This window comes from Candidatus Accumulibacter sp. ACC003 (assembly GCF_907163085.1).
In the GTDB taxonomy this organism is placed as follows: Bacteria; Pseudomonadota; Gammaproteobacteria; order Burkholderiales; family Rhodocyclaceae; genus Accumulibacter.
In genome coordinates this window covers 111,813-136,607 of the sequence record NZ_CAJQTX010000004.1, presented here as the reverse complement: position 1 = coordinate 136,607, position 24,795 = coordinate 111,813, and the positions used below count along the sequence as shown (strand labels likewise).

Here is a 24,795-nt window from a genome sequence, read left to right as displayed (position 1 = left end):
CGTGGGAGAACCTGAGAAGCCGAGATCGTGTCGTCCGATCCCCGTCAGCGGGATCCGCCCGCCACCTCATGATGGGTATCGAGAGGGTCTCGAGGCCACCACCGCTTATATCAGATCCATTCCATGAAGCACGCGCGCGAGCCCATTATCCCGCAAACGTTTGCGAAAGATTGATCAACGCCAGGGGCGGATACCTATACAAGCCGAAAATACTGCGCGAGTGCAACTCACAGTCAGATGAGTTGCAATGGACGCACAACCAGCCCGTCAGCGACGAACCTGCGATCCCCCACACAAACCACGACCCCAAACGAAGCGCGCGAGGTCCGTACCTCGCTGGGGCCGAGCGTAGGAACGCGGGCTCCACCCATCCACATCGCCAAACCCAAAAATAGCCCGAAATCGCGGCAAAAAAAAACGCAGAGTCCCGAGAAAAAAAAAAGGGGAGAAAAAAGAAAAAAAAGAAAAAAGGGAGCAGAGGAAGGTAGAAAGAGTTAGAAAAGAGAAAGAAAGGAAAGAAAGAAGGTTAAAAAAAAAATAGAGTGAGAAGAGGGGGGATGAAAAAAGAGAGAGTGGGTAACTGCTCTTTTCTTTCGTTTCTCTAACTATCACCACGTCTCCAGCCCTTCTCGCGCCAGCACACCGGCAGTGTGATGCGCCCGCGTCGCGCTGCCGCTGGCCACCACCACTTGCCTACGCCGCCGCCACCTGCCTCTGCATTATCCCTCCCGTACCCTCACGCCGCCGTATGTTATCCGTGGTGTCCTGGGGCTCGCCTGGCCGCCGTCGACGCTCTGGACGACGGCGCGATGTTCGATCATGGGCGCGCTCATTCTTCGCCGCCTTGCCAGCCTTCGTCCTCCATGCGGGCGAAACGCTGCTCGGAGTGCGACCTGGCGCGGGCCGCGAGGGCGCGCTCGATCCACGCCACGCCACCCTGGTTCAAGGCCAGGACGATGTCGTCGAGAAGTTCGTCGACCTCGCTGTACTCGTTGATGCGCAGCGGCTGGATACCCCTGGCGATCAACTGCCTGATTGCCGAGGCGCCAATCGCCAGCACGTAAACGGCGTCGCAGCTTTCGAGGAAGGCGAGCTTGGCGGCGAGCTTGTCCTCGTTGCCATCCATCGCTTCGCGCGTAAAGTCGCCGACGCCAAGCAGCGTCGACTGGTCGGAAGTCACCTCGTAGACCGCGAAACTCTCGGCCGCGCCGAAGTGCTGATCGACGCGCCGACGGTCACTGCTGGCGAAGGCCACCCGGATCATCACCGTTGCCTCAGGCTTGAGGGACCAGACCAGTTGCAGGCGACGCGACGAGGTCGGGCTGCCTGGCGTTTTCGTCGTTGCCGGCGCTGCGCCGGTAAATGGATTGATAGGCTTCAAGTTCATGGTGGTGGCCCAGGATCAGGTTGGCGAGATCGAAAAGGGTCTGCCGTGTGCCACGGTAGCCCACCCAGCTGCGGGCATAAGCGCCCACGAGGTCGTACTGCGGGAAGCCCGCGCGTAGCAGCGGCACGCCGAGTCGGCGGGCGCTCTCGAGGGCGTGCGAATTGCCAATGACAAGCTGCGCGCCAGTGGCGCGCGCCTGCTTTTCGACGTCTTCCAGATCGCCGACGATGACTTTCGCGAGCGGCGCGCGCGCCAGGCTGGCGGCCTTCGCCGGGCTGACCGCGGCGACGATCTCGGCACCCATGCCATTCAGGAAGCGCGCCAACATCACCAGCAGATCGGGATCGGCGGCCAGTGCGATGCGCACGCAGCCGAGCATGAAGTGACAATCGACCATCGCGTCCTGCAGCTGCGCGCGCTGGCGTTCGATTCGCGGCGGCACCGGCTGCCCGGAAATCGCCGCCAGCGCCTGCGTAAACTCGTCGCAGGCATCGAGGCCGAGCAGCCCGTCGAAGCGATAATCGGCAACGCCGGTCGCCGCTTGCAGCAGGTCAGCCGCGCCATTCAGCGACGAACCGACGACCAGCGTGGCGATCGACTCGCCCAGGCGGGCGATTTCCGAGCGCGGCGTGCCGCCGATGGTCAGCGGCGAAAACTCGGCTTCGTCGAGGTGACCGTCGAGCGAATCGCCGACGTCGGGAACGACCACCGGCTGCAGGCCGAAGGCTTCGAGCCATTCCTTGATGGCTTCGATATCGCCCGGCGTGAGCATCGCCGAGGCGAGCACATTGACGTGCCGTGGACGTTTGCCGACCTGCCGGCCTGGCGCTACCAGCGTCTCGATCAGCGATTCGAGCGCCAGCGCGTAGCCGCTTTCCAGGCAGCCAACATAGTCCGGCGTATTCACCGGCACCACCGTGACGTCGTCGAACTCGGGGTGGGCGCTACGGAAATCGCGCAGCACGCGCCGGATGTCGGTGCCCTGCGTTTCCGAGAGGCCGGTGGTCACCAGGCCGATGACTTCCGGGCCGCTCTTGTCGCACAGCGTCCGCAGCGCCTCGATGACGTTTTCGTCGGCACCCATGATCGTCGACACCTGATCCATCGCCGTTGTCTGCAGCGGCACGGGCTCGCGGAAATGGCGAACGAAGAAGACCTTGCCGAAGGCCGTGCAGCCCTGCGAACCGTGCATCAGCGGCAGGCTGTTGCGGATTCCCAGAAAGACCAGCGCCGCGCCAAGCGTCTGGCTGACCTTCAGCGGATTGACCGCCAGCGCCTTCTTCGCATGGATGATCTCAGCCATTTTGCTTTGCGCCCTCGCCCACTCGCGCCACCGGCACACTGGCCTGGCTGCCATGCGTCGCCCACGGCGCCGGTCGCCTGACGGCTTCCCAGACCGGGCTTTCGATCGACAAGGCCAGTTGCCGGGCGAGTTCGACCATGCCGTCGTAGCCGGCGTAGCCAAACTCGCGCTCCTGGTTGATATCCAGGAAGGGGATGCGCGCCTTCAGCGCGGTGTACAGATTGCGCCCGCCGGCGATCAGGATATCGGCCCGATATTCCTTGTAGATCGACAGCAAACTCCTGGCGCTGCCGTCGTCGATCATGCGCGCGTCGTCGCCCATCAGTTGGCGAATTCGCGCCTTGTCTTCCTCGGTGGACTTCCGCGTGCCGGTGGCGACGACCGTCATCCCGAGATCCTGCAGCGCCGAAACGATCGACCACGACTTGACGCCGCCGGTGTACAGCAGCACCCGCTTGCCCTTGAGGCGCTGCCGCCAGGCTTCGAGGGCGGCCGTCGAGCGCGCTTCTTCGCGGCCGATCACGGCTTCCGTGCGGCGCACCAGATCGGCGTCGCCGAGCAGCCGAGCGAAGCCGCGCAGGGCGCTGGACATGTCCTCGACGCCATAGAAACTGCCCTCGAAGAAAGGCTGCCCGTAGTTGTCGCGCAGCTTGCGCGCGACGTTGAGCAAAGCCTTGGCGCAGACCACCATATTGACGCGGGCGCGATGCATGGTCTGCACTTCGCGAAAGCGCGCGTCGCCGGAAAGCGTGCTCAGGATGCGCAGGCCGAGTTCGTCGAACAGCGGCGCGACGTGCCAGAACTCGCCGGCAATGTTGTATTCGCCAATCAGATTGACGTCGTAGGTCGGCAGCCCGTCGGCGCGCGGCGCCGCGGCCTCGGGCTCGCGGGTGCCAATCACGTACTTGAGCATCGCTTCACCGGCCAGGCGGTTGCCGAGGTTCTTGGTGCCGTAGAAACCCGCGGCATCGATCGGAACGACCGGCGTTCCCCAGCGCTCGCTGGTCGCCTTGCAAACGGCTTCGACGTCGTCACCGATCAGCGCCGGAACGCAGGTGTTGTAGACGAAGACGGCGGCCGGCGAATAGCTGTCGATGGCTTGCTTGATGGCGTGAAACAAACGCTTTTCGCCGCGCCCCATGACGACATCGGTTTCCGACAGATCGGTGGTCATGCCGATGCGGAAGAGCCGGCTGCCAGAAGAACGCGTGCCGCGGTTGTCCCACGACGATCCGGCGCAGGCGATCGGGCCGTGCACGATGTGCGCCACGTCGGCGATCGGCAGCAGCGTGATCTGCGCGCCGTCGAAGGAACAGCCGCCGGCCGTCGCGCCAGGCTTTGGCCGCGCGCAGGCGGTTTTCTCCTTGTCGTTGTGGCTGCAGGCCGGCTCGTCGAGCAGGGCCTGGATGTCGCTGGTTTTCATGCGCTACTCCAGATGTCCACTCAGTACTCAGCAAGATGAGTGCCATGCCGGCAAGACTGTTTTCATTGGCTTTCTACTGACTAGCGCTTGTCGCAAAGTCGACAAAGGCGGTGCACCGGGCAAGCTCTGCGGAGGCGGCAGCAGACGCGCCGCCGGCAGGCGTCTAGTCGTCGCCCTCGAGCTGCCGCCGCGGCACGGTCTCGGGATCGGCAAAGATCGCCCGGTAGATCTCGATGCGGTCGCCCGCCTGGAGAGCGGCGTCGAGCTTGACCAGCCGACCGAAAACGCCGACTTTCTGTCGTTTCAGGTCGATGTCGGGAAACTGCTTGAGGATTCCCGAACGTTCGATGCCGTCGGCGACGGTCGACGCTTCCGGCACCTCGATGTTCACCCACACCTGCTGGCCGGGTTCGGAATAGGCAATACCGATCTGCATCTCGCTCTCCTCAAGCCGTGACGCCGGCGGCAGCGCCGGCAACTCTGCCGGCGCGCGCCTGCAAGCTCCTTTCCAACAGCCGCTTGCCGGCCAGGAGGAAGCCGAGGACAGCGAAAGCGCCTGGCGGCAGGATCATCAGCAAGGCGCCACCGTAGTTGGGAATCTTCACTTCCAGAAAAGCAAAGGCCGGACCAAGCAGGTTCGACGCCTGCGCGAACAGCGTCCCGGCGCCGAGCAGTTCGCGGATCAGGCCGATCAGCGTCAGCGCGCCGGTAAACCCCAGGCCCATCGCCAGTCCGTCGACGGCCGCGGCGAGCACGCCCGATTTGACGGCAAAGGCCTCGGCACGTCCGAGGATCGCGCAGTTGACGACGATCAGCGCGATGAACAGGCCGAGCACCTTGTAGAGATCGTGCAGCCAGGCGTTCATCGCCATGTCGACGACGCTGACCAGCGTCGCGATGAGCACCACAAACACCGGGATGCGCACCTGCGAGCTGACCGTATGGCGGATCATCGACACCAGCACGTTGGCAGCCACCAGCACCGCCGTGGTCGCCAGGCCCATGCCGAGGCCGTTGCTGCCGCTGGTGGTCACCGCCATCGCCGGACAAAGCGCCAGCATCTGCGACAGGACCACGTTGTGGTCCCACAAGCCGTCCTTGATCACCCGCCGGAGATTGTCGCTCATCATTTTTCTCCCAGAATTTCCTCGCGATGCGCGCCGAAAAACGCCAGCCCGCCCTTGACCGCCTTGACCACTGCGCGCGGCGTGATGGTCGCGCCGGCAAACTGGTCGAAGACTCCGCCATCCTTCTTGACGGCCCATTGCTCGGGCGGCGGCTTGCCCAATGACTTGCCGACGAAGTCCTCGATCCACGGCGACTTGGCGACGTCGATCTTGTCGCCGAGACCCGGCGTTTCGGCGTGCTTGAGGACGCGCACGCCGAGCGTCGTGCCGTCGGCGTCGAGCGCCATCAGCAGCTGGATGTCGGCGGCGTAACCACGCTCGGCGACCTTGAATACCGCGCCCTTGACCTTGCCGTGCTGGCGCGCGCGGTAGATGGTCACCGCCTGGCCGTCGCGGTCGATGGTCAGCGTGTCGCCGAGGAGATCGTTGTCGGCAAAGCCCTGTGGCAGGACGTCGCTGAGCGAGCTTCGCAAGTCACTGGCTTCGGCGGCGATGATGGCGTCGCCGGTCGCTTGCGACACCCAGGCCAGGGCGCCGCTGGCGAGCAGCGCGAAAGTGCCGAGCAGAATCGGCTGGTAGGCGACTTTCTCCCGGCAGGAGGAAAAGTTCATGCGGCACTTTCCGGAATGGTCAGCGGCTTGCCCTGGCGGTCACGACCGAGGATGCGCGGCTTGATGAAGCGGTCGATCACCGGCGTCATGGCATTCATCAGGAGAACGGCGAAAGCCATTCCCTCGGGGTAGCCACCGTAGCTGCGGATGACCCAGGTAAGCACGCCGACAGCGACGCCGAAAACGAGCTGGCCGGCGCCGGTGTTCGGCGAGGTGACGTAATCGGTGGCGATGAAGAAGGCGCCGAGCATCGCCGCACCCGACAGCAGGTGCGTCGCCACGCTCAGGTAACGCGCCGGGTCGACGGCGTGCCCGATCGCCGCCGGCAGGGCCAGGCCGAGCAGCACCGCGGCCGGCGTGTGCCAGGTGATGATGCCGCTGGCCAACAGGTACAGGCCGCCGGCAAGGATCAACAGCGAAGCCGATTCGCCGAGGCTGCCGGAACGTGCGCCAAGCCACGACAGGAGCGGCGCCGAGGCGCCGCTCAGCGAATGCAGCAGATCGCTACCGCGCGCCAGTTCGGTTTTCGAGAAGCCGAGCAGCGATGCGCTGGCCATCGCGTCGGTCGGTGGCAGGCTGTTGAGAAAGATGTGCAGGCTGTCGACAAAACCCGGCGCCGCCAGCGGCGTCAGCGGCAGCGGCAGCACCCACTGCGTCAGCGGCAGCGGGAAGGAGACGAGCAGCGCCACCCTGGCCACCATCGCCGGGTTGAAGACGTTCTGACCGACGCCGCCGAAGACCTGCTTGCCGACGACGATGGCGATGAAGCCGCCGACGACGGCCACCCACCACGGCGCCCACGGCGGCAGCGTCATCGCCAGCAGCCAACCGGTGAGCAGCGCCGAGCCGTCGCCCAGCGAGCGCTTGAGCGGCCGCCTGCCCATCAAGCCGAGCGCCAGCGCTTCGCAGCCGAGGCATGACAGGATCGTCAACAGCCACAAGAAGAAGGCCTGCCAGCCGAAAAGCCAGAAGCCGCAGAGCGTTGCCGGCAGCAGTGCCAGCTGCACCCGGAACATCGTCCGCGCCACCGAATTGCCGCCGTGCGCGTGCGGCGAGGCGAGCGCCTCGGCGGCCGGCGTGGCGCTCGTCATGGTCGCTTTCATGCGCTTTCTCCGGCCGGCTCGGGCTGCCGCGCAGCGGCCACCGTAGTGGCCACGGCCACGGCCGTCGCAGCGCTCTGCTGCGCCGCGCGTTCGGCCTTGCGGCGCGCCGCCGCGGCGGCTTTTTCGCGGGCTTCGCGCTCGAGGCGTTGCTGCCGACCGAGAGCCATCTTCTTCGTCGCTTCAGCACGCAATTGCGCCCGCTGGCGCGCCGAGAGCTCGCCCTTGGCGTGGTAGAAATACTGCACCAGCGGGATGTGCGAAGGGCACACGTAGGCGCAACAACCACAGGCAATGCAGTCGGACAGCCCGAAATCGACCGCCGCCTCGAGTTCGTCGTGGCGAATGCGGGCACTCATTTCGAGCGGCAGCAAACCCATCGGGCACGCCTTGATGCAACTGCCGCAGCGAATACACGCTTGCGGCTCGGCCGCCGCCGCTTCCTCGGCGTCGAGCAGCAGGATGCCGCTGCAGCCCTTGATCACCGGCACGCGCGCGTGCGCCAGGACGACGCCCATCATCGGCCCGCCCATCAGCAGCCGCGCCACCTCGCCCTTGCGGCCCCCGCTGAGAGTGATGAAATCGCTGACCAGCGTGCCGAGCGGCACCTCGTAGTTGCCCGGCGCCGCAGCGGCGCCACCATTGAGCGTCATCAGCCGCTGCACCAGCGGTCGATTGAGGACTACCGCCTGCTGCGTGGCGTAGGCCGTGGCGACGTTGTGCACAATCACGCCGACGTCGGCCGCACGGGCATCGGAGGGAACTTCGCGGCCGCTCAGTTCGACGATCAACTGGCGATCCGAGCCCATCGGATAGCGCGCCGGCACGGGCACGATGACGACCTCGGAAAATGCCGCCGCCGCCTGGCGCATGGTCGCGATCGCTTCCGGCTTGTTGTCCTCGATGCCGACCTTGGCCTGGGCGGCGCCGGTCGCCGTCAGCATCAGGCGGATGCCGCTGACGATGTCGGCGGCGCGCTCGCGCATCAGGCGGTCGTCGCACGAGAGGTAGGGCTCGCACTCGCTGCCGTTGACGATCAGCGTGTCGATTTCGGAGCGGCGCCCGAGGTTCAGCTTGACCGCCGACGGAAAGGCCGCGCCGCCAAGCCCGACGACGCCGGCCGCCGCGACGCGCGCGGCGATTGCCGCGGGCGGCAGGGCGAAAGGATCGACGATCGGATCGCTGTCGAGCCAGGCGTCTTCGCCGTCGGCGTCGATCGAAATCGCCATCGCCGGCAAACCCGAGCTATGCGCGGCGGTGATCTCGCCGATGGCGCTGATCGTTCCCGACGTCGAGGCATGCACCGGTGCCGAAATGTTGCCGTGCGCGGCGGCGATCAATTCACCCTTCCTGACCTTCTGCCCGACCAGAACCACCGGCCGCGCCGGGGCGCCGACGTGCTGCGCGAGCATCAGGTGTACGCGCTCGGGCAGCGGCAGCCGGCGGCTCGGCAGATCAGCCGCCGGGCGCTTGTGGTCGGCAGGATGCACGCCCCAGTCGTCGCCGACGAAGTGCTTGAGGGCCTTGAGGAGTCCCATGATCTGCTCACGCCGCCAGGGGTCTGGGCATCACCCAGTGTTGCAGGGTAATCGGCACCGGGCGCATCACCAGTGCCTCCGTCGGGCAACTGTCCACGCAGCTCTCGCAGCCGGTGCAGGCTTCGCGAAGAACGTTGTGAATCTGCCGCGAGGCGCCGAGGATGGCGTCCGTCGGACAGACCTTGCTGCAGCGGCAACAACCAATGCACAGTTCCTCGGCGACGATGGCGATCCTCGGGCCGGCGTCGCTGACGTCGGCAAGATCGAGCGTGATTCCCAGCCTGGCGGCCAGCGCCGTCGCCAACGCCTTGCCGCCCGGCAGGCAGCAGGTCGCGAGTGCCTGGCCTTCGGACGCGCAGCAGGAGGGCGAAGCGGCGGCGGCGATCGCCGCGGCCGCCGCCGCACAGCCCGCGAAGCCGCATTGGCCGCAGTTGGAACCGGGCAGCAAGACCAGCAGTTCGTCTTCCAGCGGGTCGCTGGCAACCTTCAACACGCGGTTGGCGATGCCCAGGATGACGCCGAGAAGCGCGCCGAGAAGGGTCAGGCTGAGGATGGCGAACATGGCGATTTCCTTGAACTTGAGTTAAACGTTCAGGCCCGAGAAGCCCATGAAGGCGAGCGCCAGCAGACTGATGGTGAGCAGAGCGATCGGCGCACCGGCGAAGGCGGCAGGCACCTGCGCCAGCGCCACGCGCTCGCGCAGGCCGGCGAAGACGACCAGCACGAGCGTGAAACCGAGCGCCGAGCCGAAGCCGTAGAGCAGGCTCTTGAACAGGCTGAAGCGCTGCTCGACGTTGAGCAGCGAGACTCCGAGAACGGCGCAGTTGGTGGTGATCAGCGGCAGGTAGATACCGAGCGACTGGTAAAGACCCGGGCTGGCCTTCTTGATGAACATTTCGGTGAACTGGACGACGGCGGCAATGACCAGGATGAAAGTCAGGATGCGCAGGTAGCCCATGCCGAAGGGCCGCAGCAGCCAGTTGTCGAGCATCCATGAAGCGCCAGCGGCCATGGTCAGCACGAAGGTCGTCGCCAGCCCCATGCCGAAAGCGCTATCGACGCTCTTGGAGACGCCCATCACCGGGCAGAGACCGAGGAACTTGATCAGCACGACGTTGTTGACCAGGGCTGTGGACAGTAGCAGGAGGATGACTTCGCTCATGGCAGTGCGCTTTCGGGTTGTTCTGTCTGCTGTGGTGCACAAGCCGTGCCAAGGCCCACCCGCCGCCCGGTAAAACTTTGCCGGCATCCGCAACTCCCCGTCTATGCACGCTTTTGCCGCGCACGCACCAGCAAGGGGAGGCCGCCGCGCGGCGCCAATGTCGCAAACCCGACAGACAATTCGTCGGCTTTACCGCGGACCTGGCGGCAAGCGGGTGGTGGGTGGGCAATCGGCCGGCGGCACGAAACGTGCTTGTACTCGTGCAGAGATGCATCCGAAGACAGCCAACGCACCCCCGAGGAGTAAGTCGATGTCGGCCATCCCGCAAGCCAAGGTCCGCCCCGTCCAGCAGGCGCCGGAACTGCCGCCGGAAGTCTTCCGCCAGGCCGTCGATCAGGCTGATCTGGCCATTTCGATCACCGACCCCAAGGCCAACATCCTGTTCGCCAACGCCGCTTTTGCGCGCGTCACCGGCTATGCCCCCGAGCAGGTGATCGGCATGAACGAATCGCTGCTCTCCGACCAAACGACTCCGGACGAAAGCTACCAGACGATGTGGCGCGAGCTCGCTGCCCAACGGCCATGGTCGGGCAAATTGCTCAACCGCCGGCAAGGCGGAGAGCCGTATCTCGCCGAGCTGACGATCTCGCCGGTGGTCGATCGCCGCGGCGAGACGACGCACTTCCTCGGCATGCAGCGCGACATCACCGAGTTGCACCGCCTCGAACGCGTCGTCCTCAACCAGAAGAAGCTGATCGAAGCGGTCGTCGACGCCGCACCGATCGCCTTTGCCCTGCTCGATCAAAGCGGCCGCGTCGTCCTCGACAACCACGAATACAAGAAGCTGCTGACCACCCTGCAGGTCAACGAACCCGCGCACAGCCTGCTCGACAGCGTCGCCCCGAATTGGCGCGCAGCACTCGCCGCGCAACCCGCGACCTGCGTCTTTGCCAACCGCGAGGCGCGCGTCGACCGCGGAGCCGGGCGCGCCCACTGGCTGTCGATCACCACTTCGCAACTGGAAATGCACAGCGACTGCGCCGACAGCTACTTCTGCGGCGGCTGTCAGGCCGGTCTGCTGCTGGTTATCGCCGACATCACCAGCCTGCGCGAAGAACAGGAACGCGCCCGCACCGCCGCCATGCAGGCCGTTCTCGCCGACGAGGAACGCACCGCCGCCATGCGCGAGGGACTGACCGCCGCCATCTTCCGTCTGGAAGAACCGCTGAACGTCATGGCCTCGGCGGCCGCCGTCCTGCAAAGACGCGACCCGGCCAGCGCCAGTGCGCTGCAGCAAGCGCTGGCCGCCAGCCGCGAACACCTGGAATTGCTGCGCCAGGTGATACCGCAAGCGCCACAGGACATCATCGTCCCGGTCAACCTCAACGAGATCCTGCGCGACGTGCTGGAGATTTGCACGCCGCGCCTGCTCGGTGCCGGGATCGTCGTCGACTGGCGGCCGACGGCGACGCTGCCGCCGGTCATCGGCCGGCCGCTGCAACTGCGCATGCTGTTCAAGGCGCTGGTCGACAACGCCATCGAAGCGATGAGTGGCAAAGGCTGGCGGCGACGCGAACTGAGCCTGAGCAGTGCGCGCGGCAACGACTGCCTGGTCGTGACCGTCAGCGACAGCGGCCCCGGAATTCCTGCCGAGCAGCGGCACAAGGCGTTTGAGCCGTTCTTCACCGGCAAGCACAGGAATACCGGCCACATCGGCACCGGCCTGTCACGCGCCCAGCAGGTGATGGCCGACCACGCGGGCATCATCGACATCGAGGAAAGCGACAGCGGTGGCTGTGCGGTGATCGTCGAATTTCGCCTCGACGGCGGCCCGATCTGAGCGCCGGACGATCAGGAAAAAGAATGCACGACCACGCCATCCATCGCGCCGCAGACTCGCCGCCAGCCAACGGCTATTGCCGAACGCACGAGTTGAACATCGTCCTGCTCGCCGCCTTCTACGCCGTCAGTCGCGTCCTCAGCCGCTCGCTGGCGTTCAAGGAAACGCAGCGCGACGTCCTGCGCATCCTGCACGAGGAGGCCGGACTGACTTGCGGCATGATCAGCGTCCTCGACCCGCAATCCGGCAACCTCAAGGCGCACGAGCTGCACCACCCGGCCGGCGTCGCCGACGTTCAGAACGTGCAGTACCAGCCCGGCGAAGGGATCCTCGGGGTGATGCTCGAGAAACCGCGAACGGTAATGCTCGGCCGCGTCGCCGACGAGCCGCGCTTTCTCAACCGGCTCGGCATCTACCAGCGCGAACTGCCGTTCATTGCCGTGCCGATCCGGGTTGGCGGCCAGCTGCAGGGCGTTCTCGCGGTGCAGCCGGCCGAGCCCGACGACGGTCTGCTCGAGGAACGCGCGCAGTTCGTCGAAATGGTTGCCAACCTGATCGGCCAGAGCCTGCGCCTGTCGCTGGAGGTCCAGAACGACAAATCGACGCTGCTCGAGGAACGCGACCTGCTGCGCCGTACCGTCCGCCATCAGTTCGGCTTCGACAGCATGGTCGGACGGTCGGCGGCCATGCGCCGCGTCTTCGAGCAGGCACGGCTGGTCGCCAAGTGGAACACGACGGTGCTGATTCGCGGTGAAACGGGTACCGGCAAGGAGCTGATCGCCAACGCCATCCACTACAACTCGCCGCGCTCGCGCAATGCCATGATCCGCCTCAACTGCGCGGCCTTGCCGGAAACGCTGCTCGAGTCGGAACTGTTCGGTCACGAACGCGGCGCCTTCACCGGCGCCGTCGAAGCGCGCAAGGGGCGCTTCGAGCAGGCGCACGGCGGTACGCTTTTTCTCGACGAAATCGGCGACGTCTCGGGGCCTTTCCAGGCCAAGCTCCTGCGCATCCTGCAGGAAGGCGAGTTCGAGCGCGTCGGTGGCTGCCGGACGATCAAGGTCGACGTGCGGATCATCGCCGCCACCCACCGCGACCTGGAAACCGCCGTAGACAGTGGCGATTTCCGCGAGGACTTGTTCTACCGGCTGAACGTCATGCCGATTTTTCTGCCGCCGCTGCGCGAGCGTATCGAAGACATCCCGGAAATCGTCCGGCACCTCCTCGGCAAGATTGGCCATGCGCAGAATCGCCCGCTCAGCCTCACCGACATGGCGCAGCGCCGGCTCGCCAATCATGACTGGCCCGGCAACGTGCGCGAACTTGAGAACTGTCTCGAACGCGCCGCCGTGCTCTCCGAAACCGGCCGTATCGACGTCGACCTGATCCGCTTTCCGAGCGCCCGTGAACGCCCACCAGCGAGACCGCAGCGCAGCCCGGGCAGCAGCGCGTTCAACGGCAACTCGGGCGCAACCTCCGGCGCGGGCCCTGCGATCGACATGGACGACGCCGATCTCTCCGAGAAGGAACGTGTCATCGCCGCCCTCCAGCAGGCCGGCTGGGTGCAGGCCAAGGCGGCGCGCATCCTGGGAATGACGCCGCGCCAGATCGCCTACCGCATCCAGACGCTGGCCATCGACGTCAAGCAGTTCTGAGCATTCCGAGTTCGCCAGACAGGGAACTCCTCGGGAGTCAGCTCGCAGATCAAGTCCTCGGCAAGCCGCGCCGGCTTCCTTCGCAGCTGCTCATCGGTCAAGCGACCGCGAGCGTCAGATATCCGACCGGCTCGGCGGCCGGCCGCACTATGATCTCGATGGCGTAGCCGAGGCAGTTCAAGCAGTCCATCAGCTTGCGCTCGGACAGGTTCGTGAAGTCACCACGCATATTGCCCGACACCTTCGGTTGCGGGATGCTCATGCGTCGGCCCCTTGCAGCCGAGCGCGAATGATGTCCATATTCTGACTTCGCTGTGGCGATCCCCCTCTTGCTCTTCTTCTCGAGGCCGTGCAGGACGAACACCGCTTCCGCGTACTTCACCGTGTAGGCGGCCCGGTAGGTGCCCGCCGGCATCGCCCTCGACAAGCTCCAGCACGCCGGCACCGCCGAAGCCCTTGAGCACCTTTGCCGCATCGTCCTGGTCGCCCATCTGCGCCAACGCCAGTACGTAAGCTAAGCGCCTGCGCAGCTCAGGCGGCAGCGTATCCCTGTTCCGGTAACCGGGGCAGCGCGATAGCAATCGAGTTGATGTCGGAAAACATGTGTTCAACGCCATGGCTAACGCTCTCACTCAGCCTCGAAGGCCTGCATCCATTTTCGTAAAATAGATGCATCGAATGCATTCTTGGGAGGTACTGCCATGGCCATGCTGACAGTCCGCAATTTGCCCGACGATGTACACCGCGCATTGCGGGTGCGGGCCGCTCAACATGGCCATAGCACTGAGGCCGAGGTCCGCGAGATTCTGGCGATCGCGGTCAAGCCAGAGACGCGCGTTCGCCTGGGCGAAGCCCTCGCGGCATTGGGCCGCAAGATCGGCCTCACGAACGAGGATTTCGAGGCCTTCAACCAAGAGAGAGACAAGACGCCGGCCGAGCCGCTGAGGTTTGAATGATCGTTCTCGATACCAATGTCGTCTCCGAGGCGATGAAACCAGAGCCGCATCCGACTGTGCGGGCCTGGCCCTTGACGCTCTCAGGAATTGACCCACTTTTGCTCACAAAACCGGACCCGCCTAGTAGTCATGGCTTTGCGCGCGAAAATGCCGCGCACACAGCCATTCCCGAGCGTACTCGCCTCTACACGGCGTCAAGGGTACGCTGCGCCGGGCTGCAAAAACCGCAGCCCGCCCTTGACCCCGCTCCGAGGCGAAAACCTGGGTGTTGGCGCGCGCCAACGGTGGGTCAATTTCCGTGAGCGAAAAAGGGTCAGTTTTCGTGAGCGTTGAGGGCCTGGCTGAATAATCAAGTCGCCGAAACGCTGTATCTGTCCAGCGTGACGCTGGCAGAGCTTTTGTTTGGTATCGGGGCGTCCCAGCCGGCAAACGCAAGGACATGTTGACGCAGACCCTTGACCGTCTGATGGGACTGTTCAGAGATCGGGTGCTGCCATTCGACATCAATGCGGCACGACGCTATGGCGAGCTGCACCTCGGCCCATCGGGGCGCCTTGCCACTGCAGAGGCTGGTCTACGGTGGTGCTTGTCTGCATCGCGGTCCGTGTGGAATTGCGCGAAAGGAGTTTCGGGAAACGGATTCTTGCTCCCTGCTGCTTCGCATCAGCTCCTCTTGAGCGCGAACAAAATCGTGTAGGAGGTTAGCACATGTCCCACAAAGCGTAGCGGCGGTATGGTTCGCGCCATGCCGATGGCCAACTTCTGCAGGGTTCCCAGATGGTCGGTGTCAATTACATCGAAGCGATCCAGGCAGTTAAAGCCCCGTCCCTCGAGGTAGGCGGCCAGAGAGTAGAAGCTGAACCAATTCACTGCCGGGTACCTGGCGTGGTTCGCGATCTCTGGCCTTGTGGTGACCGCCAGCTGCTCGTATCTGCGCTTGACGAAGCCTGGGTACCAACTGTACATGGGCAGGTTGTACTCCTCCTGCAGCGGGCATAACCAGTTGGTGGTGCTGAGATAGAGCACCCCACCTGGTTTGAGAACACGCGCAGCTTCATTCAGGCAGCTTTTCCAGTCGGCGACATGTTCGAGAAGTTCCGGCAGCAGGCTGACATCCATTGATCCGTCGGCGTATGGCAAGGAAGTGGCTGACCCGACCTCGAAGGCGACATCAAGTTTCTCTTCCCGCGCTCGTTGCCGGGCCACTTCGATCAAGGGCGCACTTACATCCAGGCCATGCACCCGGTGGCCCAGTTGCGCCCAAAGACGGGACTGGGTGCCTGCGCCGCAGCCGATGTCCACCACTGCCAGCCTGTCCGCGCGACCTTGTCGCTGGGCGACGAGCCCTATGGCTTTGTCGCGCACCCGGGTAAACCGTCCGATGGTTGCGGGAGAAAGGCTCTCACGAGTGTAGTGGTCGAGGAAATCCGGGGCGGTGGAATGATCCCAAGATTCTCGGCTCTGTGTTTCCGGAGTGCTTGAAGACATTTCTTTGTTTCCCATCGAATGTGTTTGCTAGGCGGAAGTGAGGAGATCCCGATCCTGGACCAAGGCGTCAGAACCAAGATCAAACAGGGATGGCATTGGGCGTTTCACGGTAGACGTGATCGTGGAGAGACCGCCGTCGAAGATGCATCGTTCTTGCGGTAGGACATTCAGCGGGCGCTTGGCCTTAAAACCTGCGGGAACATCGACTTCATGCAGCAACTCGAAAAATTCGTTCCAGGTTTTGGCCCCCAGCCGCTTGGACAGCACGACATCGCCGGTTGCATCGTCGCGCGTGACATAGAGCTCGTCCCCTTCAAAGCGGAAGTCCGAGGGGAGACGCACCGCCTGACTGGCGCCGTTCTTGAACAGCTTGCAATACGTGTCTTTATCATCATGGCTCTCCCTGATGCGGCGTAAAGTATATACAACCTACCGAAGCAGGGCAGGCTTTCCTCGTTCCTGGCCAATTGGGATGGTCAAATAGACACCGGCCAACTTACCCATCTTGGCCAGGCTCCATGCAAGTCGCCCACATCGATCTCCGCGTCAGCACCGATGAACAGGACTTCACCCGCCAATCCCAGATCGAGCGCAGCACCCGGGCGGCCGCTTACTACGTCGCCGGTGTCAAGCGTGAGAACGCATCCGGCGCCCGCGCCGAGCCGTGGCTGCCCTGCCGGGCAAAACGATCACGCCGCCGTCCTGATAGAACGCGATGTCCTCGTCGTTCCGTAGCCGGCAAACGGCAGCGAGCACCAGGATGCCGACATTGTCGGAAACCCGACAGCTCTGAAAACGCGCAAGCCGCTGAATTATCTGCCCTAAGCAATGGCACGCTCCTTGCTGCAAAAGAGCTATGGAAAAACAGGAGCTGACCATGGCAAGCAGTCACTATCAGATCGGCGATCTGGTTTTCGCCGTCGAGGATATCGTCAACGATGGCGGCATTCCCGACGTCGGCGAAGAAGCCGTGATCGCCGCTGCCGGGTCGCGCGGCGTCGTCGTCGACTGCGGCTTTGCCGCGCTCGACGTAAAGCGCGCCGTCTATCTGGTGCGTTTCGAAGAAGGCCCCGAGGCCATGCTCGGGAAACCCGTCGCTTGCCTGCCCGAAGAGCTGACGCAAGTTCAACCGGCGGCGGCGTGAGAACGATGGCAACGATGGCAACGATCGTCCTCTTCTTCGGCAACGAAATCGGGCGAGCCGGGCTGCTTGCCTTGCTGCTTGCGCCACTCCTGGCGACGCCCTCGTACGCGGACGAGGTGATGGTCGCGGTCGCCGCCAACTTCGCCGCGCCGATGCAGAAGATTGCCGTCGAATTCGAACGCGCGACCGGCCACAAGGCGATGCTGGCATTTGGCTCTAGCGGCAAACTCTTCGCGCAGATCGTCAATGGCGCGCCCTTCGAAGTATTGCTGGCGGCGGACGAGGCAATTCCGGCACAACTGGAAAGGGACGGTCATGCGCTCGGCGGCAGCCGTTTCACCTACGCCACTGGCCGCCTGGCGCTATGGTCTGCGCAGCCGAACACGGTCGATAGCCACGGCGATGTGTTGCGGAAAAACGCCTTTGGCCACCTCGCGCTGGCCAACCCGAAAACCGCTCCCTACGGCGCCGCGGCGATCGAGGTGATGAAGAAGCTGGGTGTCCTGGGCAGCCTGCAAGCGAAGCTCGTGCAGGGCGAAAACGTCGCCCAGACCTACCAGTTCGCGGCCACCGGCAACGCCGACCTGGCCTTTGTGGCGCTCTCGCAAATCTGGCAAGAAGGCAGGATCAGCAGCGGCTCGGCGTGGATCGTTCCGGCCACCCTGCACCAGGCGGTCCGCCAGGATGCCGTGCTGCTCGAAGCGGGTCGCGACAAAGCGGCGGCCGGCGCCCTGCTCGCCTACCTCAAGGGCGACACCGCCCGGGCGATCATCAAGTCCTACGGATACGCGCTGTGAACCTTGTCAACGGCGCCACCGCAGCGAAGCGCCGCGGTGGCGGCGGCAAGGCAGGCCGCGCCCCGCGCCGGGGAAGCTGGGCATGGACAGCGCCGACCTCGCCGCCGTCTGGCTGACGCTGCGCCTGGCCACGGTAGTCACCGTCGTCTTGCTGATCGTCGGCACGCGCATCGCCTGGTGGCTGGCGCACACGCGCTCGCCACTCAAGGGCGTCGTCGGCGCGCTGGTCGCCCTGCCGCTGGTACTGCCGCCGACCGTCCTCGGCTTCTACCTGCTGGTCGCCATGGGCCCGAACGGACCACTTGGCCACTTCACGCAGGCGATCGGCCTCGGCCTTTTGCCCTTCACTTTCCCCGGGCTGGTCGTCGCCTCGGTGTTCTACTCGCTGCCCTTTGTCGTGCAGCCCATCCAGAACGCCTTCGAAGCGATCGGCGAGCGCCCGCTGGAGGTCGCTGCAACCTTGCGCGCCAGCCCGCGCGACGCCTTCTGGTCGGTTGCCGTTCCCCTCGCCCGACCCGGCTTCATCAGCGGCGCCATTCTCGGCTTCGCGCACACCGTCGGCGAGTTCGGCATCGTGCTGATGATCGGCGGCAACATCCCGGGAAGTACCCGGCTCATTTCGGTCCAGATTTACGACCACGTCGAAGCGCTCGAATACGGCCAGGCGCATGCCCTGGCCGGCGGCATGGTGCTGTTCAGCTTCGTGGTCCTGCTGGCGCTATACACCTTCAATCCGGGACCGCGCAAGGCGGTCGGAACATGAACATCGAAGCCCGCTTTCGCATCGACCGCGGCAGCTTCACGCTGGACGTCGACCTGTGCTTGCCGGGCCAGGGAATCACCGCGCTGTTCGGCCATTCCGGTTCGGGAAAAACCACCTGCCTGCGCGCCATGGCCGGCCTGGAACGAGCCAGCAACGGCTACTTCGCGATCGGCAGGCAAGTCTGGCAGGACGAGTCGCGAGCGTATTTCGTGCCGCCGCATCAGCGGGCGCTGGGTTACGTCTTCCAGGAAGCCAGCCTGTTCGCGCACCTCTCGGTGCGCGGCAACATGGCCTTTGGCCAGAAGCGCTCGCCGGCCGGCGATCGGCGCTTCTCGTTGCCGGTCATCGCCGAACTGCTCGGCATCGCGCCCCTGCTCGATCGCTCGCCCGCCGAACTGTCCGGCGGCGAGCGGCAACGCGTGGCACTCGCCCGCGCCGTGCTCACCTCACCGCAAATCCTGCTGATGGACGAACCGCTGGCCGCGCTCGATCTGAAGCGCAAGCTGGAAATCCTGCCCTACCTGGAACGTCTGCAACGCGAGTTCGCGTTGCCGATCATCTACGTCAGCCACTCGCCCGACGAGGTCGCCCGTCTGGCCGACCATCTGGTGCTGCTCGACCAGGGGAAACTCGTCGCCAGCGGCCCGCTCAAGGACGTCTTGAGCCGCATCGACCTGCCGGCTGCCTTTGCCGACGACGCCGGGGTGGTCATCGAAGCGCGCATCGCGGCCCAGGACGATGATGGCCTGAGCCGACTCGAATTCGCCGGCGGCGAGATTTATGTTTCGCGCCGCGACGAGCCAATCGGCGCGCTGGTCCGCTGCCGCATCCATGCACGCAATGTCAGCCTGGCCCTGGTGCCGCAACTGCACAGCAGCATCCTCAACAGCGTTGACGCGACGGTCGTCGCGCTGGCGCCCACCGATACCCCGGGGCACGTGCTGGTTCGCCTCGATGTCGCCGGCGCAGCGCTACTCGCCCGCATCACCGGGCGCTCTGCCGACAAGATGCAAATCCGGCCCGGGCTGGCTCTGAAAGCGCAGATCAAGGCCGTCGCCCTGCTCGCCTGAGAGCACACTCCGGGACGCGCCGGACGGCCCGGCGCCGACGCGCCAGGGCGGTGCAACAGAGACCTTTGCGCACGCCCCCATGCACCGTCAGGGAGCGCGCGAAACGGCACACGCTGACGCTCCAGAAAACTTTTTCTTATAAAGCAGCGGACTAAAAACCCCTGCAAACGAGCATGATTCTTGCTGCGGCAAGACATCCCTTTTTGGCAGGAGTTACCCGATGAGCAACGTTTACCGCATCGAAGCGTCCGCAGCGTGTGACGAGCTGCCGCCCGAAGGAACCCGACGAGTCATCGACAATCAAGAACGCGTGCTCTACGACAACTACTGGATCAAGACCTATCCGGTTCCGGCCGATTCCCTGCTGGGCAAGAAGTCGCTGATCGAAGCGCTGGCTCGGCGGCTGTTCAATCACACCGAGCACGGTCTCAATATTCCGGGCTGCCGACTGGGCGACGCGCGACAGAGTTACCAGGCGGAGACCAACGCGGCGCGGCGGCGGGTCAAGGCCGGCATGCTGGCCGGCGCCCTCTTCAACCGGGCGACCGACATCTTCAGGAGGCTGGTCGAGTTGCAGGCCGACGGCGTCGAGATTCGCACTGACAACGCCCTGATGCGCGAATGCGGCCAATGCCTGCTCGAAGCCATGGACCTCGGTCGCTTCGTCCTCCACCGTAGCGGCGAGGAAGGCATCGACGAACTGTGGGGCGAGCCCTTCCGCGCGTTCTCGATACCGATCGAGGATTTTTACGAAAACCGCTACATCAAGATCGGCCAGAGCATGCGCGCCATCGACCGAATCGCCGATGCGATGGTCAGCAACTTCGGCCGCATCCCGACCTTCGAGAGTGTCGAAGCACCGATTCGCGAACTCGCCAACGCCGCCAGGACCAAGGTCGAAACACTGCGCACCGATGCCGACATTTTCGACGTCTGGTCGCATCTGGTAACCGCTGGCGAGCGACTCGCCGACTTTACGCCGCAAGCGGCGGTAGATTCGCTCGATGCCGGCGAAAAGAGACCGGGCAGCCGCGCGCACAGCGTCTCGGACGGCGTGCAGCTGCTGCGCAAGGGCCGCGACCTGATCTTCTACATCGTGCGCGCACGCACGCCAATGCCAAAGAGCACAGGCGAATACATCGAACGCTGCGAGGCCTACCTGGCAAGCGGCCGAGTTCCCTTCATACCGGCGACGCTGCCGGCCTGAGCCGCGCCTGCTGTCTCCTCCGTACGCCGAGTAGTCGATCGGCGAGATCATCGACGCCCGATCGATCTCGCCACGAGGTCGTTGGCTTACCGCGTCGCCCGGCCAAGCAAACGCCCAGCCCGGCGCCCGGCCGCTGGCAATCGCCCAGTGCGCTCTCCCTGACCGCCTCGTAAAGCCCAGCCGTCTGGCGCGACCGCAGCCGGTATCGCTGGCCCGCTCGGCGAAAGCGCCCGACGCTGTCGCTCAACACGCCCGCCGGGATCGCCGCCGCAGGTTCTGCACAAGCGATGGACACAGCATCGCGCATAAGAATATACTTATTTACTAATTACAGAATCCGCTCCAGAAATACTGCTTTTTTATCCGGTCCTCCAAGCGGTGAAACCGGCGCCGCATCGAAGCGCCCTGCAGGGCGCCAAGGAGACACGCATGGCCCATATCGTGATCATCGGTGCTGGCGTCGGCGGCATGCCCGCCGCTTACGAAACGCGCGAACTGCTCGGCAGCGAGCATCGCGTCACCGTCGTCAACGCCAGCGACACCTTCCAGTTCACGCCGTCGAACCCCTGGGTAGCAGTCGGCTGGCGCGAGCGCCAGGCGGTGACGATGCCAATAGCACCCTACCTGGCGAGGAAGAACATCGGCTTCGTCGCCAAGGCGGTAAGCCTTATCGACGCGGCGGCGAACCGCCTCACGCTGGCCGACGGCGAGGTGCTCGACTACGACTACCTGGTCATCACCACCGGCCCCAAGCTGAGTTTCGACGAGGTCCCCGGTGCCGGCCCGCACGGCGGCCACACGCATTCGGTGTGCACGGTCGCGCACGCCGAACAATTCTGGGCCGACTACCAGGAATTCCTCGTCGATCCCGGACCGATCGTCATCGGAGCCATGCCTGGCGCCAGCTGCTTCGGCCCGGCCTACGAATTCACGTTCATCGTTGACGCCGACCTGCGCAAACGCAAGCTGCGCCACAAGGTGCCGATTACCTTCGTCACCAGCGAACCCTACATCGGCCACATGGGCCTGGGCGGCGTCGGCGACAGCAAGAGCATGCTCGAAAGCGAGCTGCGCGGGCACGACGTCAAGTGGATCACCAACGCCAGGACGACGCGCGTCGAAGCCGGCAAGGTCTTCGTCAGCGAACTCGATGACCTCGGGCAGCCGCGGCGCGAGCACGAGATTGGCTTCAAGCTGTCGATGATGCTGCCGGCCTTCAAGGGTGTCGACCCGGTGGCCGCGGTGCCGAACCTGTGCAACCCGCGCGGTTTCGTGCTGATCGACGAATTCCAGCGCAGCAAGGCCTACAAGAACATTTTCTCGGCCGGCGTCTGTGTCGCCATCCCGCCGGTGGAGGTCACGCCGGTGCCGACCGGCGCACCGAAGACCGGCTACATGATCGAAAGCATGGTCAGCGCCATCGCCCACAACATCGCCGCCGAACTGGCCGGCAAACCGGCCACTGCCAAAGGAACCTGGAACGCGATCTGCCTGGCCGACATGGGCGACACCGGCGCCGCCTTCGTGGCGCTGCCACAGATCCCGCCCCGCAACGTCAACTGGTTCAAGAAAGGCAAGTGGGTGCACGTCGCCAAGGTCGCCTACGAAAAATACTTCCTGGCGAAAATGAAGAGCGGCAATTCCGAGCCGATCTACGAGAAATACATCCTGAAGGCACTCGGTATCGTGCGTCTTCTGGAGAAGTAAAATGGCCCGAGCCAATCACGCAATCGCACGCACCGCGATGAAGCCGCCGCGGAATTCACGCCAGCCACCGGGCTTTCCCGGACCGCCCGACAAGCGGCATTATCGCCATCGACCGCCGCAGGAGATCACATGACCGACACGCCATCAGCCAATCACTTCGACGTCCATGCCGCCACCTGGGACGCCGACCCCGTCAAGCAGGCGCGCGCGCTGGCCGTCGCCGAGGCGATGCAGACGCGCGTGCCGCTCTCACCGCGGATGCGGGCACTGGAATACGGCTGTGGGACGGGCTTGCTGAGCTTCGCCCTGCAAGCGCAGCTCGGGAACGTGGCGCTTGCCGACAGCTCGGACGGCATGCTCGCCGTGCTGAACGAGAAGATCGCCGCCAACGCCATCACCAACATGCGTGCCACGCGCCTCGACCTGGTCACCGACGCGCTGCCAGACGACCGCTACGATCTGATCTACACCCTGATGACGCTTCATCACATCAGCGACACCGACGAGCTACTGCGGAGCCTCTACACCTTGCTCGCTTCGCCCGGCTATCTGTGTGTCGCCGACCTCGACGCCGAGGACGGATCTTTTCACGGGCCGGGATTCGACGGCCACAACGGCTTCGATCGTCGCGCGCTGGCGGCGAAAGCCGCAGCGGCCGGTTTCCGCCAGGTTGAGTTCACGACCGCTTTCAGCATGCGCAAGGGCGACGGTGCAGCGCAAGCCGAGTACCCGGTCTTCCTGATGGTGGCGCAGAAGTAAGGTCGTCCAGGCTGCATCGAACGGGCAGGACCAGCCGCCAGCAAACGGGCCTTGCTGGCCCGAGCCGCCCGGCAACGCCAGGCGCGTTCGCGGAACGGCTCGGCATCGTCGCCTGTCTCGTGCCTGGAGGCCCGGGTCAAGGCCTGTTTCGTCGCTTGTTGCAGCGCTTCTTCCATTTCACTCGCCGCCGGATTCACCGTGCCATCCGGGCTAAGATACGGCTTCAATCCACCGCGTGCCCGCCAAAGCCAAGGGCACTTCGCCTCGACAGGCTTCTGCCATGTGCGCCACAAGCGACGCTGTTTTCGAAATTCCGCTCAGCGATGCGCCGGACGCGCCGCGGCTGTCGCTCACCCGTGCGCAGCGGCCGGCGACGGCCAGCGCCACGGTCGTCAATCACCAGGGCCAGTCGCGCACCGTCGAGGTACCCGGCGAGAACGCCCTGACGGTGTACCTCGACAAGCAGGAAATCGTCACCCTGATGACCCTCGGGCAGGCGCCGGAGGCCTTGATCATGGGCTATCTGCGCAACCAGCGACTGGTCGCATCGCTCGCCGATCTGCGCAGCGTGCACGTCGATTGGGAGGTTGGGGCCGGCGTCGTGCACACCCGCAAGGGCCACGGCAGCGACCTTGCCGCGCGCATGGCCAAACGAACGGTGACCACCGGCTGCGGCCAGGGGACGATGTTCGGCGACTGGCTCGACGCCTTGCAGCGCCTGCACAGCGACGCCACGCTGGCGGTCAGCACGCTCGACGCGGCGCTGGCACGCATTCTGGCGCTGGACACCGTCTACAAACGCGCCGGCTCGGTGCATGCCTGCGCGCTGCTGCGCAACACGCCCGAGGCGCCGCTGGTCTATCACGTCGAGGACGTCGGGCGGCACAACGCGGTCGATGCGATCACCGGTCTGATGTGGCTGGACGAAGAGTCCGGCGCCGACAAGATCTTCTACACCACCGGCAGGCTGACCTCGGAGATGGTGATGAAAACGGTGCAAATGGGCGTTCCCTTCCTGATCTCGCGCTCGGGTCTGACGCAGATGGGGCTGTCGATGGCGCAGGCGATGGGGATCACCCTGGTGTGCCGCGCGCGCGTCGGCCGCCATCTTGTTTACTCGCATGGCGAACGCATTACGCGGGGCGGCGCATGAGCCGCGCCAACATCACCGGCCTGATACTCGCTGGCGGACAAGGCCGCCGCATGGGCGGCACCGACAAAGGGCTGGTCGAACTCGACGGCGGACCGATGGTTGCGCAGGTCATCGCCCGCCTGCGCCCGCAGGTCGATTCCCTGCTGATCAACGCCAACCGCAACGCCGACGCCTACGCTGCTCTCGGCGCGCCGGTCGTCGCCGACCGCCATGCCGGCTTCGTCGGCCCGCTGGCCGGGCTCGATGCCGGCCTGCACCACCTTGGCGAGCGCGACGCCTGGCTGCTCACCTGCCCCTGCGATTCGCCGGCCGTGCCGCTCGACCTGGTGGCCCGTCTGCACGCCGCGCTGCTGACCGCCGCGGCAGACGTCGCCATGGCCCGTGCCGACGGGCGGCTGCAGCCGGTGTTCCTGCTGGCGCATACGCGCTGCGCCGCTTCGCTGGCGGCGTATCTGGCGCGCGGCGAGCGCAAGATCGACCGTTGGGTGCTGGCGCAGCAACACGTGCTGGTGGACTTCGACGGCTGCCCAGAGGCCTTCGCCAACATCAACACCGCCGACGAACTGGCGCAGCAACAGAAAGACTGAAGCCGCCGCATTCGACCG

At 65.0% G+C, this 24,795-nt stretch carries 24 protein-coding genes and 4 pseudogenes; 15 read left to right on the top strand and 13 right to left on the bottom strand.

The window, feature by feature from the left end; genetic code table 11:
* Window positions 1-829: 829 nt before the first annotated feature.
* From QZ656_RS07550 to rsxA, 10 genes are all read right to left on the bottom strand, one after another.
* Window positions 830-1,264: a NifB/NifX family molybdenum-iron cluster-binding protein gene (locus tag QZ656_RS07550; protein WP_291992831.1), complete on the bottom strand. Its 435-nt coding sequence runs from the start codon at window positions 1,262-1,264 to the stop codon at window positions 830-832.
* A 10-nt stretch (window positions 1,265-1,274) separates the two neighbouring features.
* Window positions 1,275-2,690: a nitrogenase iron-molybdenum cofactor biosynthesis protein NifN gene (nifN, locus tag QZ656_RS07545; RefSeq protein ID WP_291992830.1), complete on the bottom strand. Its 1,416-nt coding sequence runs from the start codon at window positions 2,688-2,690 to the stop codon at window positions 1,275-1,277.
* Window positions 2,683-4,113: a nitrogenase iron-molybdenum cofactor biosynthesis protein NifE gene (gene nifE / locus QZ656_RS07540; RefSeq protein WP_291992829.1), complete on the bottom strand. Its 1,431-nt coding sequence runs from the start codon at window positions 4,111-4,113 to the stop codon at window positions 2,683-2,685. Before nifE ends, nifN begins: the two co-directional genes overlap by 8 nt.
* Window positions 4,114-4,276: 163 nt before the next feature.
* Window positions 4,277-4,549: an RnfH family protein gene (locus QZ656_RS07535; RefSeq protein ID WP_291992828.1), complete on the bottom strand. Its 273-nt coding sequence runs from the start codon at window positions 4,547-4,549 to the stop codon at window positions 4,277-4,279.
* Between the two features lie 10 nt (window positions 4,550-4,559).
* On the bottom strand, window positions 4,560-5,240 hold the full coding sequence (locus tag QZ656_RS07530; RefSeq protein WP_291992827.1) for an electron transport complex subunit E: 681 nt from the start codon (window positions 5,238-5,240) through the stop codon (window positions 4,560-4,562).
* Window positions 5,240-5,851, bottom strand: a complete 612-nt coding sequence (gene rsxG, locus QZ656_RS07525) for an electron transport complex subunit RsxG (RefSeq protein ID WP_291992826.1) — start codon at window positions 5,849-5,851, stop codon at window positions 5,240-5,242. The genes QZ656_RS07530 and rsxG overlap by 1 nt, the downstream gene beginning before the upstream one ends.
* Window positions 5,848-6,954 (bottom strand): RnfABCDGE type electron transport complex subunit D, encoded by a 1,107-nt coding sequence (locus QZ656_RS07520; protein WP_291992825.1) that lies wholly within the window; start codon window positions 6,952-6,954, stop codon window positions 5,848-5,850. Before QZ656_RS07520 ends, rsxG begins: the two co-directional genes overlap by 4 nt.
* Window positions 6,951-8,489, bottom strand: coding sequence for an electron transport complex subunit RsxC (gene rsxC / locus QZ656_RS07515; RefSeq protein ID WP_291992824.1), 1,539 nt, complete (start codon window positions 8,487-8,489; stop codon window positions 6,951-6,953). Before rsxC ends, QZ656_RS07520 begins: the two co-directional genes overlap by 4 nt.
* Before the next feature lie 7 nt (window positions 8,490-8,496).
* Window positions 8,497-9,051: an RnfABCDGE type electron transport complex subunit B gene (locus QZ656_RS07510; RefSeq protein WP_291992823.1), complete on the bottom strand. Its 555-nt coding sequence runs from the start codon at window positions 9,049-9,051 to the stop codon at window positions 8,497-8,499.
* A gap of 21 nt (window positions 9,052-9,072) precedes the next feature.
* The gene (gene rsxA, locus QZ656_RS07505) at window positions 9,073-9,651 is read right to left on the bottom strand and encodes an electron transport complex subunit RsxA (protein WP_291992822.1); all 579 of its coding nucleotides are present in this window, start codon (window positions 9,649-9,651) and stop codon (window positions 9,073-9,075) included.
* 310 nt (window positions 9,652-9,961) lie between these two features.
* On the opposite strand from rsxA, the gene nifL reads away from it, so the two are divergent.
* Together nifL and nifA are read left to right on the top strand one after the other, a co-directional pair.
* Window positions 9,962-11,491 (top strand): nitrogen fixation negative regulator NifL, encoded by a 1,530-nt coding sequence (nifL, locus tag QZ656_RS07500; RefSeq protein WP_291992821.1) that lies wholly within the window; start codon window positions 9,962-9,964, stop codon window positions 11,489-11,491.
* A 23-nt stretch (window positions 11,492-11,514) separates the two neighbouring features.
* A complete protein-coding gene (gene nifA / locus QZ656_RS07495; RefSeq protein ID WP_291992820.1) occupies window positions 11,515-13,146 on the top strand; it encodes a nif-specific transcriptional activator NifA in 1,632 nt (543 codons plus the stop codon).
* 97 nt (window positions 13,147-13,243) lie between these two features.
* Here nifA and QZ656_RS07490 read toward each other — a convergent pair whose 3' ends face one another.
* Window positions 13,244-13,561, bottom strand: coding sequence for an XRE family transcriptional regulator (locus QZ656_RS07490; protein WP_291992819.1), 318 nt, complete (start codon window positions 13,559-13,561; stop codon window positions 13,244-13,246).
* A gap of 286 nt (window positions 13,562-13,847) precedes the next feature.
* Here QZ656_RS07490 and QZ656_RS07485 point away from each other — a divergent pair, with 286 nt between their 5' ends.
* The 3 genes and pseudogenes from QZ656_RS07485 to QZ656_RS24065 all read left to right on the top strand — a co-directional run.
* A complete protein-coding gene (locus QZ656_RS07485) occupies window positions 13,848-14,102 on the top strand; it encodes a plasmid stabilization protein (RefSeq protein WP_291992818.1) in 255 nt (84 codons plus the stop codon).
* Window positions 14,099-14,170 (top strand): annotated as a pseudogene (locus QZ656_RS07480) (VapC toxin family PIN domain ribonuclease); the annotation flags it as partial. The gene QZ656_RS07485 and the pseudogene QZ656_RS07480, both read left to right, overlap by 4 nt.
* Window positions 14,171-14,431: 261 nt before the next feature.
* Window positions 14,432-14,634 (top strand): annotated as a pseudogene (locus tag QZ656_RS24065) (PIN domain-containing protein); the annotation flags it as partial.
* A gap of 131 nt (window positions 14,635-14,765) precedes the next feature.
* Here the strand turns inward: QZ656_RS24065 and QZ656_RS07470 are convergent.
* Both QZ656_RS07470 and QZ656_RS07465 read right to left on the bottom strand, forming a co-directional pair.
* Entirely contained in the window at window positions 14,766-15,605 is an 840-nt protein-coding gene (locus QZ656_RS07470) for a class I SAM-dependent methyltransferase (RefSeq protein ID WP_291992817.1), read from the bottom strand.
* Between the two features lie 120 nt (window positions 15,606-15,725).
* Window positions 15,726-15,982 (bottom strand): annotated as a pseudogene (locus tag QZ656_RS07465) (AbrB/MazE/SpoVT family DNA-binding domain-containing protein); the annotation flags it as partial.
* A gap of 126 nt (window positions 15,983-16,108) precedes the next feature.
* Here QZ656_RS07465 and QZ656_RS07460 point away from each other — a divergent pair.
* The 10 genes and pseudogenes from QZ656_RS07460 to mobA form a co-directional block, all read left to right on the top strand.
* Window positions 16,109-16,252 (top strand): annotated as a pseudogene (locus tag QZ656_RS07460) (resolvase); the annotation flags it as partial.
* A gap of 194 nt (window positions 16,253-16,446) precedes the next feature.
* Window positions 16,447-16,734, top strand: coding sequence for a nitrogen fixation protein NifZ (locus QZ656_RS07455; protein ID WP_291992816.1), 288 nt, complete (start codon window positions 16,447-16,449; stop codon window positions 16,732-16,734).
* 5 nt (window positions 16,735-16,739) lie between these two features.
* Entirely contained in the window at window positions 16,740-17,531 is a 792-nt protein-coding gene (gene modA / locus QZ656_RS07450) for a molybdate ABC transporter substrate-binding protein (protein WP_291992815.1), read from the top strand.
* Window positions 17,532-17,613: 82 nt separating this feature from the next.
* The gene (modB, locus tag QZ656_RS07445; RefSeq protein WP_291992814.1) at window positions 17,614-18,294 is read left to right on the top strand and encodes a molybdate ABC transporter permease subunit; all 681 of its coding nucleotides are present in this window, start codon (window positions 17,614-17,616) and stop codon (window positions 18,292-18,294) included.
* On the top strand, window positions 18,291-19,364 hold the full coding sequence (modC, locus tag QZ656_RS07440; RefSeq protein ID WP_291992813.1) for a molybdenum ABC transporter ATP-binding protein: 1,074 nt from the start codon (window positions 18,291-18,293) through the stop codon (window positions 19,362-19,364). The genes modB and modC overlap by 4 nt, the downstream gene beginning before the upstream one ends.
* A 220-nt stretch (window positions 19,365-19,584) precedes the next feature.
* Window positions 19,585-20,571, top strand: a complete 987-nt coding sequence (locus QZ656_RS07435) for a hypothetical protein (RefSeq protein WP_291992812.1) — start codon at window positions 19,585-19,587, stop codon at window positions 20,569-20,571.
* 429 nt (window positions 20,572-21,000) lie between these two features.
* Window positions 21,001-22,278, top strand: a complete 1,278-nt coding sequence (locus tag QZ656_RS07430) for an FAD-dependent oxidoreductase (RefSeq protein ID WP_291992811.1) — start codon at window positions 21,001-21,003, stop codon at window positions 22,276-22,278.
* A gap of 129 nt (window positions 22,279-22,407) precedes the next feature.
* The gene (locus tag QZ656_RS07425; RefSeq protein WP_291992810.1) at window positions 22,408-23,037 is read left to right on the top strand and encodes a class I SAM-dependent methyltransferase; all 630 of its coding nucleotides are present in this window, start codon (window positions 22,408-22,410) and stop codon (window positions 23,035-23,037) included.
* A 280-nt stretch (window positions 23,038-23,317) separates the two neighbouring features.
* The gene (locus QZ656_RS07420; RefSeq protein WP_291992809.1) at window positions 23,318-24,190 is read left to right on the top strand and encodes a formate dehydrogenase accessory sulfurtransferase FdhD; all 873 of its coding nucleotides are present in this window, start codon (window positions 23,318-23,320) and stop codon (window positions 24,188-24,190) included.
* Window positions 24,187-24,777 carry a molybdenum cofactor guanylyltransferase MobA gene (gene mobA / locus QZ656_RS07415; RefSeq protein WP_291992808.1) on the top strand — a complete coding sequence of 197 codons (591 nt, stop codon included), beginning with the start codon at window positions 24,187-24,189 and terminating at the stop codon, window positions 24,775-24,777. The genes QZ656_RS07420 and mobA overlap by 4 nt, the downstream gene beginning before the upstream one ends.
* Window positions 24,778-24,795 lie beyond the last annotated feature (18 nt).

Bases quoted from the DNA above. Each gene is read 5' to 3' on its own strand.
- modA (WP_291992815.1), top strand. From the start codon at position 16,740: ATGGCAACGATGGCAACGATCGTCCTCTTCTTCGGCAACGAAATCGGG.
- QZ656_RS07490 (WP_291992819.1), bottom strand. From the start codon at position 13,561: ATGCCGGCGGGCACCTACCGGGCCGCCTACACGGTGAAGTACGCGGAA.
- nifE (WP_291992829.1), bottom strand. From the start codon at position 4,113: ATGAAAACCAGCGACATCCAGGCCCTGCTCGACGAGCCGGCCTGCAGC.
- mobA (WP_291992808.1), top strand. From the start codon at position 24,187: ATGAGCCGCGCCAACATCACCGGCCTGATACTCGCTGGCGGACAAGGC.
- QZ656_RS07485 (WP_291992818.1), top strand. From the start codon at position 13,848: ATGGCCATGCTGACAGTCCGCAATTTGCCCGACGATGTACACCGCGCA.
- QZ656_RS07510 (WP_291992823.1), bottom strand. From the start codon at position 9,051: ATGTTCGCCATCCTCAGCCTGACCCTTCTCGGCGCGCTTCTCGGCGTC.
- QZ656_RS07455 (WP_291992816.1), top strand. From the start codon at position 16,447: ATGGAAAAACAGGAGCTGACCATGGCAAGCAGTCACTATCAGATCGGC.
- rsxA (WP_291992822.1), bottom strand. From the start codon at position 9,651: ATGAGCGAAGTCATCCTCCTGCTACTGTCCACAGCCCTGGTCAACAAC.
- nifN (WP_291992830.1), bottom strand. From the start codon at position 2,690: ATGGCTGAGATCATCCATGCGAAGAAGGCGCTGGCGGTCAATCCGCTG.
- QZ656_RS07425 (WP_291992810.1), top strand. From the start codon at position 22,408: ATGACCGACACGCCATCAGCCAATCACTTCGACGTCCATGCCGCCACC.
- QZ656_RS07420 (WP_291992809.1), top strand. From the start codon at position 23,318: ATGTGCGCCACAAGCGACGCTGTTTTCGAAATTCCGCTCAGCGATGCG.
- QZ656_RS07470 (WP_291992817.1), bottom strand. From the start codon at position 15,605: ATGGGAAACAAAGAAATGTCTTCAAGCACTCCGGAAACACAGAGCCGA.
- modB (WP_291992814.1), top strand. From the start codon at position 17,614: ATGGACAGCGCCGACCTCGCCGCCGTCTGGCTGACGCTGCGCCTGGCC.
- nifA (WP_291992820.1), top strand. From the start codon at position 11,515: ATGCACGACCACGCCATCCATCGCGCCGCAGACTCGCCGCCAGCCAAC.
- modC (WP_291992813.1), top strand. From the start codon at position 18,291: ATGAACATCGAAGCCCGCTTTCGCATCGACCGCGGCAGCTTCACGCTG.
- QZ656_RS07520 (WP_291992825.1), bottom strand. From the start codon at position 6,954: ATGAAAGCGACCATGACGAGCGCCACGCCGGCCGCCGAGGCGCTCGCC.
- nifL (WP_291992821.1), top strand. From the start codon at position 9,962: ATGTCGGCCATCCCGCAAGCCAAGGTCCGCCCCGTCCAGCAGGCGCCG.
- QZ656_RS07530 (WP_291992827.1), bottom strand. From the start codon at position 5,240: ATGAGCGACAATCTCCGGCGGGTGATCAAGGACGGCTTGTGGGACCAC.
- rsxG (WP_291992826.1), bottom strand. From the start codon at position 5,851: ATGAACTTTTCCTCCTGCCGGGAGAAAGTCGCCTACCAGCCGATTCTG.
- rsxC (WP_291992824.1), bottom strand. From the start codon at position 8,489: ATGGGACTCCTCAAGGCCCTCAAGCACTTCGTCGGCGACGACTGGGGC.
- QZ656_RS07430 (WP_291992811.1), top strand. From the start codon at position 21,001: ATGGCCCATATCGTGATCATCGGTGCTGGCGTCGGCGGCATGCCCGCC.
- QZ656_RS07535 (WP_291992828.1), bottom strand. From the start codon at position 4,549: ATGCAGATCGGTATTGCCTATTCCGAACCCGGCCAGCAGGTGTGGGTG.
- QZ656_RS07435 (WP_291992812.1), top strand. From the start codon at position 19,585: ATGAGCAACGTTTACCGCATCGAAGCGTCCGCAGCGTGTGACGAGCTG.
- QZ656_RS07550 (WP_291992831.1), bottom strand. From the start codon at position 1,264: ATGATCCGGGTGGCCTTCGCCAGCAGTGACCGTCGGCGCGTCGATCAG.